The sequence below is a fragment of the Anaerobacillus alkalilacustris genome (genome assembly GCF_001866005.1).
Taxonomy (GTDB): Bacteria; Bacillota; Bacilli; order Bacillales; family Anaerobacillaceae; genus Anaerobacillus; species Anaerobacillus alkalilacustris.
This window is the reverse complement of record NZ_MLQR01000050.1, coordinates 174856-192447: the sequence shown is the minus strand read 5'-3', so window position 1 is coordinate 192447 and position 17592 is coordinate 174856. Positions and strand designations below refer to the sequence as shown.

Below are 17592 nucleotides of genomic sequence, written 5' to 3'. Positions count from 1 at the left end.
TAATATATTTAACACAAATATATGTGATATCTTTTTATTTGAAAGACTTCATATTGTTTATCGAAAAATCCCTACTAAAGAAACTGGTAGTAATTCAATAGATGAAGAGCATTGTTTTCCTTCTCTTAAATTATATTTCAAATACAGAGGAGGAAATAAAAGATGGGGAAAAATCTCCAATTGCTCACATCTAAATATAGAAAAGGTAGTTTAGTTCTCGTATTAATTTTAACATTGGTTTCACTTACAGGTTGTGGTATGACTGCAGGTCCGATAACAGCGGATAGCCCTGGTGTTTTTAATCATTATCTTGTTTATCCATTTTCTTGGTTGCTTTTGAAAACTGCAGTGGTTTTTGGTAATAGTTTTGGCTTTTCAATTATTACTGTAACTATACTAATCAGATTTATGTTATTACCGTTAATGATTAAGCAAACAAAGAATATGAAGGCGATGCGTTTAATTCAACCAAAACTAAATGAATTAAAAGAAAAGTATTCAGGTAAAGGTGAAAAAAACCAAAGAAAGCTTCAAGAAGAAACAATGATGCTTTTTAAAGCTGAAGGTGTTAATCCAATAGGAAGTGGTTGTTTACCACTATTAATACAAATGCCAATTATGCTTGCCTTCTATTATGCAATTATGCGTACAGAAGAGCTTGCTCTCCATTCATTTCTTTGGTTTGATTTGGGAGCACCCGATCCACTATATATTTTACCTATACTTGCGGCGATAACAACATTTATCCAATTAAAAGTGACCGCTGCTCAAAATCCTGTTAATACACAAATGGCTATAGTAAATAATATTATGCCAGCCATGATTTTAGTTTTTGCGATAAGTCTCCCATCTGCTCTTTCGTTATATTGGGTAGTTGGTGGAATTTTTGGTATTGCTCAAGCCTATTTCTTAAATATTGATAGATCACAAATCAAACAAGAAACAGCAAATAGTTAATGAAACTATAGCGTTGACTGGGGCGGTTGGTTAAGATGTGACTTACGTTACATTTTAGCTAATCGCCCCTTCATTTTTACATTATTTTATTTTTCTACTTTTACATAGTAAGGTCCCACAGAAAAACCTAAGAGAGTTAGATAAGATTTGGTGAAAAATAAAACTTTTTTTGATGGTAAGGTGTATGGTTTAATTTGTGTAAAAAAGGGTTAGAAAAGTAAGGAAGAAAAAATATGGGGGTATTACATGGGCATTAAACAACTAATGATTCATTTGTTAATAATAACTCTTTTTTTTACTGTTGGCTGTCAGCAAATTGTACAAGAAGATACTTTGGAAACTGAAATAATTGAGAAAGAAAATGATATTGAAAAAATATCCGAAGATCAAGGGTTAGTAGCAGATAAAGAAGTAGATGAAAACTCAGCTAAAACGCTTCTTTTCGAATACCTCCCACTACAAGTGGGATATAGGTATGATGTTGTTCATGCCATGGATGGGTTAGGAGAGGGCATAGAAGTTTTATATAAAGATAATGATCGCTTTTTTGTTCGTGGTCATTATGGGTCAGCTCTCGGCTTTTATCGAGTATATGAGGTTAGAGAAGATAAAATCGCAATTGTATTTGAAGTTACTGAAGAAGACCTTGACCTTTATGAAGAAATGGCTACAGTTTCAGAGGGAAGTGACCTATATGATCTCCCGATTTATAATGAGAAAATTGTATTATCATTACCTATTAAAGAGAAAAGGACCTGGAGTGGTGGGGAGATTGTTGAAACAGATGCAGAAGTTACTATTAACGATGTTACCTATGAAACGATTATTGTTGATTATGATGAGGATATAGCTCAAGGATATTATTTTGCAAAAGGAAAAGGATTAGTTCAAATTGTATATCTAATCCCGGAACTTTCAGAAGAACCACTTATTGCACAAATAATAGAATAGTTAATAATGGCTAGTGAAAATGCTAGTTATTTTTAGTATCAGAATTTATAAATTCTAACTTGGAGACTGTCTAGCTTCAGCGACTACGAGCTCGGTCACTTCAGTCAAGCTATTGACTTGAATAACTACATGAATAACGTCTCTGAATAGCTTCATGCAGCTTTGCTCCTGCGGTTACTCGTCGCACGGAAAACAATTGCTCTTGAGCAAACGGAGTGGCACAGGAGCAGCTGCTCGTGACGAAGGCGCTTGCGCTTTTCTTGCACTATCAGAATTTATAAATTTCTAACTTGGAAACTGTCTAGCTACAGGCGCCATCGGCTCGATCACTTCAGACCTTCTCTTTCGGTCAAAAACCCGACCGCTACGAGCAGGTCTTCCAGTGTTTGTCGCCGATAGGCGGGCGCCTTGCGCTTTTCTTATCGCTTTTAAGGTAGTTAAGCCTTAACTCAACTCCAAAGCTAAAGGGTTATGGAAAATGGTTTAGAGACACTCTGAATGAGAGACCTTCTATTATAGGGAAGCGGTATACTAAATAAAAAAGGATTTTATTAGTCTGGACTTTCTGAAGTTTCCTAAAGTATACTTAGAACAAATGTTAAAAATCTGTGAACTTCAGAAGATTATTTAACAGAGACTTAATGAATTGTTATAATATTAATAATATTATAACTTAGGGAGTTTTATACAATGAGCAAAACAACCACTGAAATAAATGCATCCACATTACTCAATGAGCTAAAAGAAGCCAATCAACAAATGGAAAAAGTCGTAAAAACGATTAATCAAGTGGCATCACAAGCAAATTTATTGGCGCTAAATTCAGCAATTGAAGCAGCTAGAGCTGGGGAGGCCGGAAGGGGATTTTCCGTTGTTGCTAATGAAATTAAGCGATTTGCAGACTTAAGTTTAACGACGAATAAAGAAAGTTATAAACTAATTGAAAATATTCAAAAGAAAGCAAATGAAGTAATTGCAGTAAGAACAGCAGATGTTGCTTTTGATACAATTGATAAAATTGACCGGAATTTATTTGAAAGAAATTGTGATGTACAAGCCTGGGCCACATTTAATGCGATAAAAGATTGCCTGTTAAACGTAGATCAAAAAACCCAAAAACGTGCTACAAACTTAATGAAAAAAATAGTTGATATTTATGAAGTTTATTATGACCTTTTTGTAATGGATACTACTGGTAAAATTGTAGCTTCAGGAGTTAATCAAAATATTATTGGTAAAAACATGTCAGAACGATCTTGGTTTAAAGAAGTATTAAAAACAAATGATGTCCATGTTACAGATATGTATTATTCAGAAGTAATGAACGGTCATACAATGGGATATTCTTGTCCAGTGCGTGATGACAATGGTCAAGTAATAGGTGTTTTTACAACACGATTTAATTGGAATTTCATTTATGAAATCATTGACTCTGTAAAAATTAGTAAAGATAGTGAGCTATATTTAATAAACGAAGACGGAATTGTTATTGCAAGTCATAACCATCAAGGCATATTAACAAAAGACCTCAACCAATTACAAGCAGTAAAACAACTTAAAATTGGTGAGAAATATGGTTATACCAAAGAAAAAATAGGTGGTCAAGAAAAGATATATGCGTTTTGTAAGACGAAAGGCTATAATGCATACCGAGGTAAAGGTTGGTCAGTAATTGTAAGCGAAAATTTATAAAGGGTAATAATTACAAACGGTCGTCTTTACTCTAAAGTGAATGGTATGAATTAAAAAAAGTGCTTGAAGAAAAATTTTTTCTTCAAGCACTTTTTTGGAGGAAAATGAGACAATGGTCTTGGCTAAAGGCTGCGAGTTCAATATAATAGAAAATGTGTCATAAAAGTGAAGGAACTTTTGGGGAGGGCATGTACATTATTTTAATTGTTGTTTTCTTACTTCTGTTTTTTTATTTATATCAAATGTATTTTCCTGTTTTTTACGTCCGAAATATGGATGGAGATCAAAAAAAGTAAATAACAATACAGTATTTTTAGATGTGAGAGATTATCAAGTTGCTCTTCAAAAACCAGTTCAAGGCGCTGTTGTTAATCTTCCGTATGCTTATTTAAAGCGGCATCATCAACAAATCTCGAGTAATCAAGTTGTTGTAGTAGCCTCTGATTACGTTTCTAAAAATTTAACGATACGCTTTTTAAAAGGGCAAGGGTTTAAAGTGATTGGCTATCAGTTAATAAAATAACTATTTATTTCTAGCGCCCTAATTTTTAGGGTGTTTTTCACATTTCACTCACATCATGACCTTAATTTGTCACAAAAAAGCTGCTTTTTTATTATAGTTGCCAATATAATATAATAAGTTGGTTAGTGGCCACTAACGTAGCTGAATAAACAAAAGGAGTGACATTATTAATGGTTATGAACTTCTTAAGAACGAATGTTTATGCTGCAGGTATCTTAACGTTTTTGCGTGTTTATTTAGGTTGGAAATGGTTTACGGTGGGGTGGGGGAAAGTTACAGGTGATTCTTTTGATGCAAGTGGATATTTAAATGGAGCTGTAAATAATCCAGTAGTAAGTCAAGGCGAGATTGTTTATCCAACGTATGTATCATTTTTAGAGAATATTGCAATACCAAATTCAGGTCTTTTTAGTTTTTTAGTTGCATGGGGAGAGTTACTAGTTGGTCTTGGACTTATTTTAGGAGTGTTAACTACTGCTGCTACTTTCTTTGGCCTAGTCATGAATTTTGCCTTTATGTTTGCAGGGACTGTTTCAACAAACCCTTGGCTAGTATTAATTTCAATGTTTATTCTTGTAGCGGGTGCAAATGCAGGGAAATTTGGTGGTGATCGTTGGGTTCTACCTTACCTAAAACAATTGTTTAATAAAAAGGAAGGTACTAAAGTTGAAGTAAGTTAAATGATTAACGACAACTGAATTTGATTTATATTTAATAAGCAAAGGACCCAATAACTCCTTTGCTTATCTAACTTAATTCTTGTTTTTTCACATACTTTTTTATTTCCTGTACTATTAAACGACTACTATCTTCTGTAGAATGTAGTTTTAGTCCATACTGAAAGTTATTCCCTACACGTTTTTTCCATACGAGTTCAGAAGATACTTTAATTGGTTCCTCATTGAATGTAAACTCAATATAAAAAACAATATTTTTGTGAGCTGGAAACTCTAATGGAGAAAGTATCTTACATCCATTTGGACTAATATCAAGTAATACACCTTCGCAACTTTTACTGTCAATAGGAATGCCATCGATGCTAATCATTTTAAAGTTAAATGATATTTCTTCAATAAATTTATAACGAAATGTTTCATCGCGTTTATATTTCACGTCTATCCCTCTTTTTCTACTTTTACGCAACTCATTGAATTATATTGTGCATTCAACATACGGACAAGATTCACAGCGGAGATGCTCTTGTAAGTACTCGATATTTTTAATTGTAATATACTTCGAATTTATAGAGATAACATCTTCTTTAGTTAAATTCTTTAATATTCTACTAATGCTCTCTCTAGTTGCTCCTATATAGTTAGCTAACTCTTGACTTGTTAATTTTTTGTTTATTAAAATGCCATGTTCACAAGCCGTACCGTGAGCATTGCTAAGTCTTATTAATATAGAATATAGTGCCCCTTTTTTTCCACAAAAAATAAGATCACGAAATTGTGCAAGAAGGGAGTTGCTATGGATAGAAATTCGTTTCATAAACGCTAAAGCAATTGCACCATTCACACGGCAAATATCTTCTAAAACTTCCCTTTCAAATCTAACCAATATAGAGTCTTTAATAACATCAGCATTAGAGGTAAGTTTTAAGTTATTATATAAACTTAGCTCTCCGACAAAATCATTATCTTGTTTCAGCTGAAAAAACAAAACTTTTCCGTCAACAGTTGTTTTACTTAAGCGAACTCTACCGGATTTTATGAAGTAGATATGTTTAGGACGATCCCCTTCGAAAAATAAAGAATTACCTTTTTGGACAGAAATCTCAGTTCCTTGTGATAAAAGGTACTGCTTTTCTTCTTCGCTTAACTCGTCAAAAAATGTCTCTTTTGTAATTTTGACCATTAGTAGTCCTCCTAGAAAAAACAATAACCTAACATGTGAATATAAGGTAATAAATTCATCAATTAGTTAACAATCTTACTATATTTTACAACATTAATAGAATTAAATCGATTTTTTTTATAATAGGTGGAAGTTTATTGGAGTTGGAATAATGTCTAGCCTTAGGTCCATAGGAACTTTTACAGCATTTCTATTATACTTTTATTTAAAAATAACATATTTTGAGTATAAATGCTTTGAAAAAAAGAGAATATTGGTGGAGTATGATGATAAATACATAAAAAAGATAAAAATTTACGCTCTGAATTACCTGAAGTAAAAACTTTGTGAGATAACTTGACTAAAAAATCAGAAAGTTGAAAATAATCAAAAAATTTATTATAATTAAAAAAAGGAGGTTTTAAATATGGAAAAGTTTATGATAAATAAAAAAATGTTGAGGAAATTGTCATTAATGAATAACCATAGGGAGCCTTCTGTAGAGATACTTGACTCCTTATATGCTCAGGTGTTTTTAGAAGTATCCATTTACCGCTTTCAAACATCGAAACTTCAAAAGGAAATCGATCATGCTCTAAAAAAAGGTAACAAGGAAGAATTCGGAAAGCTTGCAGAAAAATACAATGAAATTTTATTTAAGTATAAAGACGGCATTAAATTTTCAAAAAAGGGATTTGAGTTAACGATTGAACTAGAAGAATATGATCTGTAGGTGAATAATAAGAAACTACACAAAAAAGTGAAAGTGATGTGAAAAGTGGAGAAAAGTATGAGAATTATTCTGACGATTTCAATTGTAAGGGGAAGAAATTTAAATATCAGCAAAAATGGCGTATTGAATTAGTAACGATAATTCGTACGCCATTTTTATTCCGCTCTTAAGGGCAGTAAGACCCTCACCTCAAAACTTAGGGGAATCGAAAGGGTTAGGTAGCGGATGAAGTTATTAAAGTTGAACTAAAATGGTAAGTAAGGACGTAAGAGGAAAATATGACGAGGGATACAAACAAAGTAATATATTTAAAAGTAGTTAATAAATTTCCCAATTATTAAACAGAGCCATATAAAGCTATATCTAGTTACGAACTGTCGATGTAACTAGATATAGCATTGCACCACTATGGTGATCATATTTAGTATAATTGCACTCAAAACTGCCTATGATTGAAGTTCGTCTTATAACAACTTTTTTAGACTTTCGCTTCCAATCATATCATCAGCTTGCCATGGTACAATAACACAGTGTTTCGAAAGTTCATCTTTTACCTTCTTAATCCACTGTTCTTCAGCAAGAGCCCGTCCTTGAAGGATAGGGTCAGTAGTGTTTGAGGCCTGAAAGCTTTGGTTTATCACCCACCATTTTGGTGAGATTTGTGCACGACGTAAGTCATCTTGGAGTCGACTAGCTTCAAAAACAGGTGTTGCTTCTGGAAGTGTTACCAACACTACGTTTGTATTTTTTTCATCGCGAAGTCGAGGCAATAGGTTTTTTACTGCTTCTGGGATGTCCCCACTAGAACGAGTAACCTCACGATGATAGGAATGAGCTGCATCAAGTAATAGTAATGTATGCCCAGTAGGTGCAGTATCAATCACAACAAATGTTTCTTTTGACTTGTCCACGATATTGGCAAATGCCTGAAAAACTGCGATTTCCTCAGTACAAGGAGAACGTAAGTCTTCTTCAATGTATTTTAAACTTTCCTCATCTAATGTGTCTCTTACTTTATTTAAAACTTGGTTACGATAATTCTCAACCTCTTTTTTAGGATCAATACGACTAATCGAAATTTGTTTTGTTACTTTTTTATCTTTCAATACGGTAGTTAAATGTGCTGCTGGGTCAGTGGTTGTAAGGTGGACGTGATGACCTTTTTCTGCTAGTCCAATGGCAATAGCTGCTGCAATTGTTGTTTTACCAACTCCGCCTTTCCCCATAGTCATAATAACTCCACTTTTATTTTTTGAAAATGCTTCGACCATAGTTCTCAGTGGTGGTATCGTATTTGCTGTTAGTTCATTAGTATTTTTTCTATTTGTAACTTCAACAGGTAAAAACAGTTTCTTCAATGCTTCAATTCCGGTTAAATTAAACGGAACTAAAGGGAGTTGAAATATAGTCAGAGATTCTAAATAATCTGACATTTGCTCTAATGCCGTAAGTTGTTTTCTTTCAAATTGATTTGCTACATGATCATTTCTGTCCAAAACCTGAAAAACACCATTAATAATCAGTACTTGATTTTTAATTCCAAGTTCACTTAACTCAGTAGATGCACGTTCGGCTTCTCTTAGTGATGAATACTCTGGTCTTGATACAAGTACTAGTGTTGTTTCTTCACTATTTGAAAGTGCTGTTACCGTACGAGCGTAAAGGACTTTTTTTGATGCAAGGCCAGATAAAGGACCTAAACATGAGGTGCCAGTTGTATTTTCTTCTAAAAAATCAGACCATGCAGTTGGCAATTGTAATAGACGTAACGTATGCCCAGTAGGAGCTGTATCAAAAATTACATGATCAAATTGCTTTGTTAAATCATCATTTGATAATAAGTTTGTAAATTCATCAAAAGCAGCTATTTCAACTGTACAAGCACCAGAAAGCTGCTCTTCCATATTATCGAGGGCTGCTTTAGGGAGCTTACCACGATAAGGACCAATGACACTTTCGCGATATTTTTTAGCTGCTTCTTCAGGGTCTAAATTTGAAGCAAATAAATTAGGCACTTCACTGATAGCTTTTGGAGTATTTGATAACTTTTCATTAAATACATCCTCAAGGTTAGATGCGGGGTCAGTGCTTACAATTAATACTTTTCTACCGGCTTGTGCTAAAGCAACCGCAGTAGCACAAGCGATTGATGTTTTACCAACTCCTCCCTTACCAGTAAAAAAGAAGTGTCGAGTTTCAGGTAATTTCATTGGGTGAAATAATTCCATGATGATACCAACCTTTCAAGTATATTTAAAACAAACTATTCTTAATCAAACTGATTTGTACTTAAGGGTCATAGACTCCCATCTCTAAGCGTAGCTTAGGTGGGAACTTCTATTCAGGTGGAGTTGAGGCCCCATCTGAATTTCCGATGTTATAGCGAAGCTAGAACGAGTTCTCTTAGCCCACCACGAAACTTTATTAAAAATATATGTGGTGAGCGTCTTTTTCGCCAATCAGTTTAATTATTTATATTGATTTGAGATCAATATTTAAAGTTGATTTCTTAACTTCTAATTCACTAATATCAATTTCCAGCCATTTAGCTAGTTCTGATTTTGATGGGTACTTATGTGTTTTAACTATTTTGCCATTAACAACCGTAGCAGGTAACGCGTCTACTCCTTCAGCTTCCATTAACATACTAATATCCGTATTTAATACATAAGGTTCCGCATTTTGAGCTAGATTATATCTAACAACGTCATAACCTTTATTAACGAGGGTTGCTACGTCTCTTGCCATACGTGTTAACTCTGGATCAACATCAGGTCCACAGACACCAGTTGGACAGCAAAGGGCAGGGTCAAAAATTTCAATTTTTGTCTTCATGTTAAATCTCTCCTTAAGTTATAGATTTTGGGTTGAACATTGTATCAATACTACACGGACCGTATTAAGGTTATTTTCCCCGTGTTAAGTAAGATATAAATCTTTTTTTAGTTTATCATATTTCTCATTGACATATAAGCATATACTTATATAATAATACATGTAATGAAATTAATAAAGGGAGTTGAATTCATGGATAAAATCCCTATAGAAAAAATGATTATTGTATTAAAGTTATTAGGAGATAAAACAAGGCTAACGATAGTTAGTCTATTGAAAGAAAGGGATTGTTGTGTATGTGAATTTGTTGAACTTTTAGAAATGAGCCAGCCGTCTATTAGTCAACATATTCGTAAATTAAAAGATGTAAACTTAGTAACAGAGAAAAGAAAAGGACAATGGATTTTTTATTCATTAAATAAAGAAAATGATACTTATTCGGTTATTCTCTCGATATTAGACCATATCCCTGATCAATGTGAAAAGTTAATGCAGTTAGAGAGAATTGGTAAAAACATTTGTTGTGATTAATAAGAAGTTTGAGGAGAGTGAGAGAAATGAGTAATGAAACGGAAGGAAAAGGTATTGGTTTTTTTGAACGCTATTTAACGGTATGGGTTGCGTTATGTATTATCGTTGGAGTTGCTATTGGCCAATGGCTTCCTTTTATACCTGAGACGTTAAGTAGATTTGAATACGCCCAAGTATCTATACCTGTCGCTATTCTCATTTGGTTAATGATTTATCCGATGATGTTGAAAATTGATTTTTCTAGTATTGTTGGGGCATTAAAAATGCCAAAGGGATTAATAGTGACTTGTACGACAAATTGGTTAATTAAACCCTTCACAATGTTTTTATTTGCATGGCTGTTTTTCAAAATTATTTTTGGTGGTCTTATTCCAGAAGATCTAGCAACTGACTATATTGCAGGTGCAGTATTATTAGGGGCAGCACCTTGTACTGCGATGGTATTTGTTTGGAGTCATTTAACGAAAGGTAATCCTTCCTATACACTCGTTCAAGTAGCTGTAAATGATTTGATTTTATTAATTGCGTTTGCTCCGATTGTTATGATTTTATTAGGTGTAAGTAATGTATTAGTTCCTTACGATACGCTAATTTTATCAGTTGTTTTATTTATTGTTATTCCACTAGTAGGTGGTTATTTATCAAGAACTTACGTTATTAAGAACAGAGGGAAAGAATATTTTGATAATGTCTTTATAAAGAAATTTGATAATGTTACGATTATTGGCTTATTGTTAACGCTGATCATTCTTTTCTCTTTCCAAGGTGACGTTATTTTAAACAATCCAATTCATATCGTGTTAATTGCTATTCCTTTAATCATTCAAACGTTCGTCATATTTGCAATTGCATATGGTTGGGCAAAAGCATGGAAGTTGCCACATGAGATTGCCTCGCCTGCTGGAATGATCGGTGCTAGTAACTTTTTTGAATTGGCAGTAGCAGTAGCCATTGCATTATTTGGTCTTCAATCTGGTGCAGCACTCGTAACAGTTGTTGGGGTTCTCGTTGAAGTTCCACTGATGTTAGCATTAGTTCGTATATCAAACAATACACGACACTGGTTTCCTGAGTCAAAGTTAGCCAAATAATGTCGTTATTGATATAAGCTATAATTTCAATCGGTGTAGATTTACTACATTAAACTGATTGCTAAACTTATGCCACACTGAAAAGACTAAGGTTTACTTTGTTTTGAAGTGCAGGTCTTATAGCTCATTATGAGTGAAAAAAGATATTATAAAAGGAGACTTACTACACATGTCAAAAAAAACAATCTACTTTTTATGTACAGGAAATTCATGCCGTAGCCAAATGGCAGAAGGGTTTGGTCATCATTATTTAGGAGATGAGTGGAATGTTTATTCTGCTGGAATAGAAGCTCATGGTGTCAATCCTAATGCTGTTAAAGCAATGAAAGAAATTGGTATTGATATTTCCAATCAAACCTCAGACACAATTGATCCTGAAATTTTAGCAAATGCCGATTTAGTCGTAACATTATGTGGTCATGCTAACGATGTATGTCCGGCAACTCCAAAAAATAAAGATCGTGTTCATTGGGGATTTGACGATCCGGCAAAAGCAGAAGGAACAGATGAAGAAAAGTGGGCATTCTTCCAAAGAGTTCGTGATGAGATTGGCTCTCGAATTCAAACATTTAAAGAAACAGGAAAATAAAAGCTTATATTAAAACAGTGGGATTTCGATGTCCTACTGTTTTAACTATTTTTATATAGGGATGCTTTGCATTATGTATCTAGTTCATCACCTAAGTTTTGAGGGATGTCTATCTCAATCAATATTAATTTGTAAAAAAGAACCTTATGACGAATTTCGTCAGAAGGTTCTTTTGTTTCATTGAAAATTCCAGTTTTATTCCACTGGAGGATAAGGAGTAGGGGTTGGTGGAGCATATTTTGAATATTCATCATCAATAAAGTCACGAATTTCTTGAAGTGGTACACCTTGTACATGTAATTTTTGCACATCCAGTGCAATTTCTATACAAATCCCTCAGCCAGCGCCGTGCTCATCATAAACAAGCAAATCATTGGTACTGTGTTCAATTGAAATAAAACATTCTTTAACATTATTATGATTAAATGGTTCAACAAAACAGTTGCAATAGCATGGAATATATTCAAGAATTCCTTCCTCAGCTTCAACGGCGTATTCATAAGCAGCCATTGCACCGGGGTAAGTTGCATTTAATACATATTCAGGAAAGTTATAAGGATTAGCTTCTTCATTTGTAGCATTACATCCTACTAAAATTAGTAGGAGAAAAGTTGCTAGAAAGTAAAAACGTTTAGTAAATGATTTTCCCATCTATTCCACTCTCTTTTCTATGAAAAAATTATACAATTTATTATACAATTAATTATTACAATAAAATGTATAAAAGCTCACATATTCATGATATTTTCATAGTTAGAAAAAAGTATGTATGGTGGTATTTTCAAATCTGTTTCTGGATTAGAATAAATGTACATATACATTGGTTTGTACTAAAGGGGTTAAAGTTTATGCTAGAAGTGTACTATTATAGCTATATTATTCAGGAGGAAGCTAATGTCACAACTTCAAATTTTACAATGGTTTAGCGACCTTCAACATCCATTATTTACTGCAAGCCAGAAAATTCATTTGAGATTATCAATAATGAAATTCGTTAATGTTAAAACAAATAACTAGAGGATGACATAAGTGTTAACCTCTTTTTGAAAAGTAAAAAAGTATCATTCGCATCATTGTTTTTATAATAATACGCTTTTAAAGTTCTAAAATGAATTCTATCGCCTAAACTAATATAGGAGTCTTTGTCCTCATTTTTTATATTATACATTCTGAAATTTAAGACAAAACTATTGAAATGGAACATAGAATTTAAATTTTTATACGTTTAAAAAGCAGATGCAACAAAGAAGATCACCGTAGTTAAAATTCTTAAGTGTTACTAAAACGTAGGCTACTAAGAAGGGGAGGGATACAAAGTGAGAAAGCTTTTTTGGGGAATTTTCATTATTTATTTGCTATATGCTGTATCCATGTCTACATATTTATTTACAGTAAATACGCCTTTACCTGAACATTATGTAGGAACAGAAGCAGATCCACTTACCTTTATGGATGAGGAACAATATCAATTATCATCACAGTTTTCAAAATGGAGAAATGTTATCTATTTTATCAACTTACCATTTGAATGGCTCATTTATTTATTTGTTTTATTTTTTGGTCTGTCCCAGTTATTTGCGCGATGGTCAGAGCAGGTAATTAGGTTTCGTTTTTTACAAACGATACTTTATGTAATTCTTTTATCTACCTTTAGTTGGATTGTTACGTTTCCAATTAACTACTTTTCATATACAGTAAGTAAGAAGTATGGGATTTCCATTCAAGCTTTTCAGAGCTGGATGAAAGATCAATTAATTACCTTTTGGGTAGAAGCTATTATATTAACAATTGTTGCTTATGTCATTATGCTTATTATTTCAAAGCGGCCTAAAAAGTGGTGGTTTTATACTTGGCTCTTATCTATTCCATTTACGTTGTTCTTAATGTTTATTCAACCGGTAGTTATTGATCCGTTATATCACGAGTTTTATCAAATAAAAGATAAGGAGCTTGAACAAGAAATATTATTATTAGCAAAGGAAGCTGATATTCCTGCTGATAGAGTGTATGAAGTGAATATGGCTGATAAAACGAATGCTCTTAATGCCTATGTAACAGGGATTGGTAGTAATCTCCGAATCGTATTGTGGGACACGACATTAGAGCGATTAAATAAAGAAGAAGTATTGTTTGTGATGGCGCATGAAATGGGGCATTATGATTTAAATCACTTGCCATTGCTATTAATAGGAATGATTGCAGCTAGCTTTGTTGGACTTTATGTAACAAGCAAGTTTTATTCAATAATAATTAACAATTTTGGAAAGCAACTTAAAGTTAAATACGATAATATAGCAGCTTTACCAATTATCCTTTTAATCCTATCATTACTAAGTTTTGCTGCAAGCCCAGTAAGTAATGCTATTTCGAGGGCTTATGAATACCAAGCAGATCGTTATGCAATAGATTTAACGAATGATCCAGATGCAGCTGTTGCGACATTTCATAAATTATCAGTTGAAGGTCTATCAGACGTAAATCCACCAACTATAGTGAAGATTTTTCGTTATACGCATCCACCAATGGTAGAGAGGATTACACATATAAGGGAATATAGTAAAACTACAGAATAAGAAAACGGAGTATCTATGTGCATACGTACATAGATACTCCGTTTTGCTTATAGTAAAATTTTAGGCAGTTGTTTGTCCTCGTTGAAAAGTTTTTTTGTGTTTTTGACCTTTAGTGGAATCTGAAACGACTATAACTCCAAGTAAAACAGAGGAAATTCCTATCAATTGCCACATAGTTAATAGATCGCCGAACATAAATATTCCAATACATGCAGCAACAACAGGTTCGATGGTTGCTGTGATTGAGGCTTTACTTGTTTCAACTTTATTAAGTCCTTTCGTATAAAGCAAATAAGCTAAAACAGTAGGGAAAAATCCTAAACTAATACCGTTACTCCAGAAAGAAGTAGTATGAAAAATATTTTCTACATTCCACAATCCGCTAAGTGGTATCAGAGCGATTGCTGCAAATATAAACGTGTAAGCAGTGACCGTTTGAGAGTTGTACTTTTTTAATGCATATCTACAAAATATGCTATATAAAGCATAGGTTAACCCAGATCCAATCCCAACAATCACTCCAAATAAACTAACTTTGGAATTTTCAAGCGGAAATAAACCTATAACAAAAATACAGCCAACAAGTGTAAGTAAAAGAGCGAAAAGTTTTCTCGTTGTAAGCCATTCTTTAAACAAAATTCTTGATAAAATAGTTACGAAAGCAGGACCTGTATAAAGTAATATAGCTGCTACGGATAGAGAAGTTTCCTGGATCGCAGTAAAAAAGCACCAATTGAAAAATACGATAGAAAATATACCTGTTCCAACAAAGTACTTATAATCTTGTTTATGAATTCTTAAAAAAGAAGGGTTTGTTATTAGTAGATATAGAATTAAAATAATGGCTGCACAAGTTACACGTACGGTTACTACTTGAAGGGGTGTAAGTCCTAGACTATATAAACCTTGTACAAAAATACCGATTGTTCCCCATAAAGAAGCCCCGATAATGATGAATAAATAATTCCACTTTTCCATTAAATCACCTCTGAATAAAAAGTCTATCACTAATTGTGAGTAATACCAAATATATTTTTGCCCTAAGTAAAGTGCAAGTGTCGCAGCTCTAGGTGTAAAAAGTAATTGTGCTACTGCGTCTACTAGCGTATCACTGAAGTAGGCTCCTCGAAGCAAGTATTTTCGTGTGACGAGTAACCGCAGGAGAAAGGCTGTAAATAGAGATTCAGAGACGTTTCAGGTAGGGATTGAAGACAGTTGCTTGACGAAGACGATTGAGATAAAAGGGGATCTAAAGGCGCTGAAGCTAGACAGCTTTCAAATAAGAAATACATAATTTAACTAAAAAAAACAGATCATTTTTAGAATGATCTGTTTTAGGTAATCTTATTTTTTCAGGATATTACTTATTTCTGGTAAAATAAATGGTAAGGCTTTTTGCGTCTTTGGGTCAAAGTAAGTAATGAGAAGAGTCTTACTAATAATAATTTCTTTTGTTTGTAAATAATGTTTTATGTTGAAAGGAATCACTTCGATCATAGTGTGCTTATGCAAATCCTTCACAGTAAGTTGAAGTTCGTTAAAGGAAGAAGAGACTTGTTGTCTATTATCAGCAACGTATTCTAAATAAGTTGCTTGTTCCCCTTTTGTTAATGTGAAATCCCACCATGTTTTTCGAGGTTTATGTTTATGATTTAAGAAAAAGTCATAAATCATTAGCCCTTTAATTATTTCTAAGTTATTTGTTGCTCGTTGTTGTAAAAACTGTTGCATTCGTAAAAATAAATCTTCAAGTTGATGTCCAATTTTTGCCCAACCTTGTTTGTCCCAATAGTCTCCAAAATCTTGGAAAAAATCAAAAGCAGTTGGGAATTCATGTTCTACTAAGAATTCAATGGTATGATCCATACGGTGAGCATTCCAATATTTTTCTAAAATATCTTCAACTCGTTTGATGCGAACTATTTCAGAGAAAGATAACACCTCATTCTGCAAAATTTCATATGGTGATTGATCCATAAAAACATAGCCATACTGTGCTGCCTGTTTTCTTAAACCAGTTCCCCGAAGCATCTTTAAAAAGCCTAATTGCAGCTCTTCAGGCCGCATAGCAAATACATCGTTGAAGGTTTTTTTGAACGAAGTATAATCCTCTTCTGGAAGTCCCGCAATCAAATCTAAGTGTTGAGCAATTTTATTACCTTCTTTTACCATATTTACGGTTCTTGAAAGTTTCTCGAAGTTTTGCCTACGGTTTACTAGTTCATTTGTTGCATCGTTTGTCGATTGTATACCAATTTCAAATCGAAACACTCCTGATGGAGCGTGAGTATTTAGAAATTCCAACACCTCAGGTCGCATGATATCCGCTGTTATTTCAAATTGAAAAACACAGCCTTGGTGATTATCAATCAAAAATTGAAAAATTTCTAATGCGTAGTCTCGTTTAATATTAAATGTCCGATCGATAAATTTAATAATTTTGGCACCGTTGTTAATTAAATATAATAAATCTGCTTTTACTCTTTCAATATCAAAGTAACGGACTCCTACTTCTATTGATGATAAACAAAAGGAACAACTAAATGGGCAACCGCGGCTTGTTTCAAAATAAATGATTCGTTTCTTTATATCTTCTTTATCTTCTATAAACCGGTAGGGAGTAGGTATCGTTTCTAATTTCATATTTGGTCGTGGGGGGTTTACAATAACTTCATTCTTTTTTCGATAAGTTGCCCCAAAGACTAAATGATACTTCTGTTCCCCACAAATTTCATCTAATAGATGTTTAAATGTTTCTTCCCCTTCGTTGGATACGATGAAGTCGACTTCTGGGATTCTGTCCATCCAATAAGGAACATCAAAAGAAACTTCTGGCCCCCCCAAGATAATTTTCAGTGAGGGATTGACTTTTTTTAACATTTTTATAATTTCGATCGTTTTTTCAATGTTCCAAATGTAACAACTGAAGCCGATGACATCAGCATTTTTTTCGTAAAGATCTGACAATATGTTTAAACTTGGATCCTTAATAGTGTATTCTTTTATTTCAACTTCATATTCAGGCTCAGCGTAAGCCTTTAATAGTCGAAGAGAAAGTGCGGTATGAATAAACTTTGCATTTAAAGTTGTTAATACTATTTTCAAATATAATCCCTCAATTTCTAAAATATTAAGCACTATCGTATTTTAACATAAATATTATAAATTATTTGTATATCATCATCATCATTTCCACGAATCCTACCAAATAACAAAAAAAATGAAAATATTGGTTTTTGTTGTATAATGAAATTAGATTTATGTAATTGAGGGAGATAAAT

General features: G+C 33.2%; 18 protein-coding genes. 11 read left to right on the top strand and 7 right to left on the bottom strand.

The annotated features are described in order from the left end of the window. Positions 1-162: 162 nt before the first annotated feature. The 5 genes from yidC to BKP37_RS18470 all read left to right on the top strand — a co-directional run bounded on the left by yidC (position 163) and on the right by BKP37_RS18470 (position 4803). Positions 163-957, top strand: coding sequence for a membrane protein insertase YidC (yidC, locus tag BKP37_RS18490; RefSeq protein ID WP_071311102.1), 795 nt, complete (start codon positions 163-165; stop codon positions 955-957). Positions 958-1203: 246 nt separating this feature from the next. After that, positions 1204-1908 (top strand): hypothetical protein, encoded by a 705-nt coding sequence (locus BKP37_RS20620; protein WP_071311101.1) that lies wholly within the window; start codon positions 1204-1206, stop codon positions 1906-1908. Between the two features lie 690 nt (positions 1909-2598). Further along, positions 2599-3600: a methyl-accepting chemotaxis protein gene (locus BKP37_RS20835; RefSeq protein ID WP_071311100.1), complete on the top strand. Its 1002-nt coding sequence runs from the start codon at positions 2599-2601 to the stop codon at positions 3598-3600. Positions 3601-3919: 319 nt separating this feature from the next. Then, complete coding sequence (locus BKP37_RS18475) at positions 3920-4123, top strand: hypothetical protein (protein ID WP_071311099.1); 204 nt, start codon at positions 3920-3922, stop codon at positions 4121-4123. A 170-nt stretch (positions 4124-4293) separates the two neighbouring features. Further along, on the top strand, positions 4294-4803 hold the full coding sequence (locus BKP37_RS18470; RefSeq protein WP_071311098.1) for a DoxX family membrane protein: 510 nt from the start codon (positions 4294-4296) through the stop codon (positions 4801-4803). A gap of 67 nt (positions 4804-4870) precedes the next feature. Here BKP37_RS18470 and BKP37_RS18465 read toward each other — a convergent pair whose 3' ends face one another. Together BKP37_RS18465 and BKP37_RS18460 are read right to left on the bottom strand one after the other, a co-directional pair. After that, complete coding sequence (locus tag BKP37_RS18465; RefSeq protein ID WP_071311097.1) at positions 4871-5236, bottom strand: PilZ domain-containing protein; 366 nt, start codon at positions 5234-5236, stop codon at positions 4871-4873. Between the two features lie 39 nt (positions 5237-5275). Continuing rightward, a complete protein-coding gene (locus BKP37_RS18460; protein WP_071311096.1) occupies positions 5276-5980 on the bottom strand; it encodes a Crp/Fnr family transcriptional regulator in 705 nt (234 codons plus the stop codon). Positions 5981-6386: 406 nt separating this feature from the next. Here BKP37_RS18460 and BKP37_RS18455 point away from each other — a divergent pair, with 406 nt between their 5' ends. After that, the gene (locus BKP37_RS18455; protein ID WP_071311095.1) at positions 6387-6692 is read left to right on the top strand and encodes an IDEAL domain-containing protein; all 306 of its coding nucleotides are present in this window, start codon (positions 6387-6389) and stop codon (positions 6690-6692) included. 464 nt (positions 6693-7156) lie between these two features. Here the strand turns inward: BKP37_RS18455 and arsA are convergent, their stop codons facing one another. Together arsA and arsD are read right to left on the bottom strand one after the other, a co-directional pair. Beyond that, a complete protein-coding gene (gene arsA / locus BKP37_RS18450; RefSeq protein ID WP_425425006.1) occupies positions 7157-8923 on the bottom strand; it encodes an arsenical pump-driving ATPase in 1767 nt (588 codons plus the stop codon). 241 nt (positions 8924-9164) lie between these two features. Beyond that, the gene (gene arsD / locus BKP37_RS18445) at positions 9165-9527 is read right to left on the bottom strand and encodes an arsenite efflux transporter metallochaperone ArsD (RefSeq protein ID WP_071311093.1); all 363 of its coding nucleotides are present in this window, start codon (positions 9525-9527) and stop codon (positions 9165-9167) included. Positions 9528-9719: 192 nt separating this feature from the next. On the opposite strand from arsD, the gene BKP37_RS18440 reads away from it, so the two are divergent. The 3 genes from BKP37_RS18440 to arsC all read left to right on the top strand — a co-directional run bounded on the left by BKP37_RS18440 (position 9720) and on the right by arsC (position 11738). Continuing rightward, a complete protein-coding gene (locus tag BKP37_RS18440) occupies positions 9720-10058 on the top strand; it encodes an ArsR/SmtB family transcription factor (protein WP_071311092.1) in 339 nt (112 codons plus the stop codon). Positions 10059-10084: 26 nt separating this feature from the next. Further along, positions 10085-11149 (top strand): ACR3 family arsenite efflux transporter, encoded by a 1065-nt coding sequence (gene arsB, locus BKP37_RS18435; RefSeq protein ID WP_071311091.1) that lies wholly within the window; start codon positions 10085-10087, stop codon positions 11147-11149. A gap of 169 nt (positions 11150-11318) precedes the next feature. After that, a complete protein-coding gene (gene arsC, locus BKP37_RS18430) occupies positions 11319-11738 on the top strand; it encodes an arsenate reductase (thioredoxin) (protein WP_071311090.1) in 420 nt (139 codons plus the stop codon). Between the two features lie 195 nt (positions 11739-11933). Here arsC and BKP37_RS20605 read toward each other — a convergent pair whose 3' ends face one another. After that, the gene (locus BKP37_RS20605; RefSeq protein ID WP_342707809.1) at positions 11934-12389 is read right to left on the bottom strand and encodes a PCYCGC motif-containing (lipo)protein; all 456 of its coding nucleotides are present in this window, start codon (positions 12387-12389) and stop codon (positions 11934-11936) included. Positions 12390-12632: 243 nt separating this feature from the next. Here BKP37_RS20605 and BKP37_RS20830 point away from each other — a divergent pair, with 243 nt between their 5' ends. Further along, positions 12633-12755, top strand: a complete 123-nt coding sequence (locus BKP37_RS20830; protein ID WP_281243099.1) for a hypothetical protein — start codon at positions 12633-12635, stop codon at positions 12753-12755. Between the two features lie 299 nt (positions 12756-13054). Further along, the gene (locus tag BKP37_RS18415; RefSeq protein ID WP_245712566.1) at positions 13055-14311 is read left to right on the top strand and encodes a M48 family metallopeptidase; all 1257 of its coding nucleotides are present in this window, start codon (positions 13055-13057) and stop codon (positions 14309-14311) included. 60 nt (positions 14312-14371) lie between these two features. Here the strand turns inward: BKP37_RS18415 and BKP37_RS18410 are convergent, their stop codons facing one another. After that, complete coding sequence (locus BKP37_RS18410) at positions 14372-15289, bottom strand: DMT family transporter (RefSeq protein ID WP_071311087.1); 918 nt, start codon at positions 15287-15289, stop codon at positions 14372-14374. Positions 15290-15655: 366 nt separating this feature from the next. Then, entirely contained in the window at positions 15656-17416 is a 1761-nt protein-coding gene (locus BKP37_RS18405) for a B12-binding domain-containing radical SAM protein (RefSeq protein ID WP_071311086.1), read from the bottom strand. Positions 17417-17592 lie beyond the last annotated feature (176 nt).

Excerpts from the sequence above, each read along its gene's own strand:
- BKP37_RS18440 (WP_071311092.1), top strand. The coding sequence starts at position 9,720 with ATGGATAAAATCCCTATAGAAAAAATGATTATTGTATTAAAGTTATTA.
- arsD (WP_071311093.1), bottom strand. The coding sequence starts at position 9,527 with ATGAAGACAAAAATTGAAATTTTTGACCCTGCCCTTTGCTGTCCAACT.
- arsB (WP_071311091.1), top strand. The coding sequence starts at position 10,085 with ATGAGTAATGAAACGGAAGGAAAAGGTATTGGTTTTTTTGAACGCTAT.
- yidC (WP_071311102.1), top strand. The coding sequence starts at position 163 with ATGGGGAAAAATCTCCAATTGCTCACATCTAAATATAGAAAAGGTAGT.
- BKP37_RS20620 (WP_071311101.1), top strand. The coding sequence starts at position 1,204 with ATGGGCATTAAACAACTAATGATTCATTTGTTAATAATAACTCTTTTT.
- BKP37_RS20830 (WP_281243099.1), top strand. The coding sequence starts at position 12,633 with ATGTCACAACTTCAAATTTTACAATGGTTTAGCGACCTTCAACATCCA.
- BKP37_RS18460 (WP_071311096.1), bottom strand. The coding sequence starts at position 5,980 with ATGGTCAAAATTACAAAAGAGACATTTTTTGACGAGTTAAGCGAAGAA.
- BKP37_RS18470 (WP_071311098.1), top strand. The coding sequence starts at position 4,294 with ATGGTTATGAACTTCTTAAGAACGAATGTTTATGCTGCAGGTATCTTA.
- BKP37_RS18455 (WP_071311095.1), top strand. The coding sequence starts at position 6,387 with ATGGAAAAGTTTATGATAAATAAAAAAATGTTGAGGAAATTGTCATTA.
- arsC (WP_071311090.1), top strand. The coding sequence starts at position 11,319 with ATGTCAAAAAAAACAATCTACTTTTTATGTACAGGAAATTCATGCCGT.
- BKP37_RS20835 (WP_071311100.1), top strand. The coding sequence starts at position 2,599 with ATGAGCAAAACAACCACTGAAATAAATGCATCCACATTACTCAATGAG.
- BKP37_RS18410 (WP_071311087.1), bottom strand. The coding sequence starts at position 15,289 with ATGGAAAAGTGGAATTATTTATTCATCATTATCGGGGCTTCTTTATGG.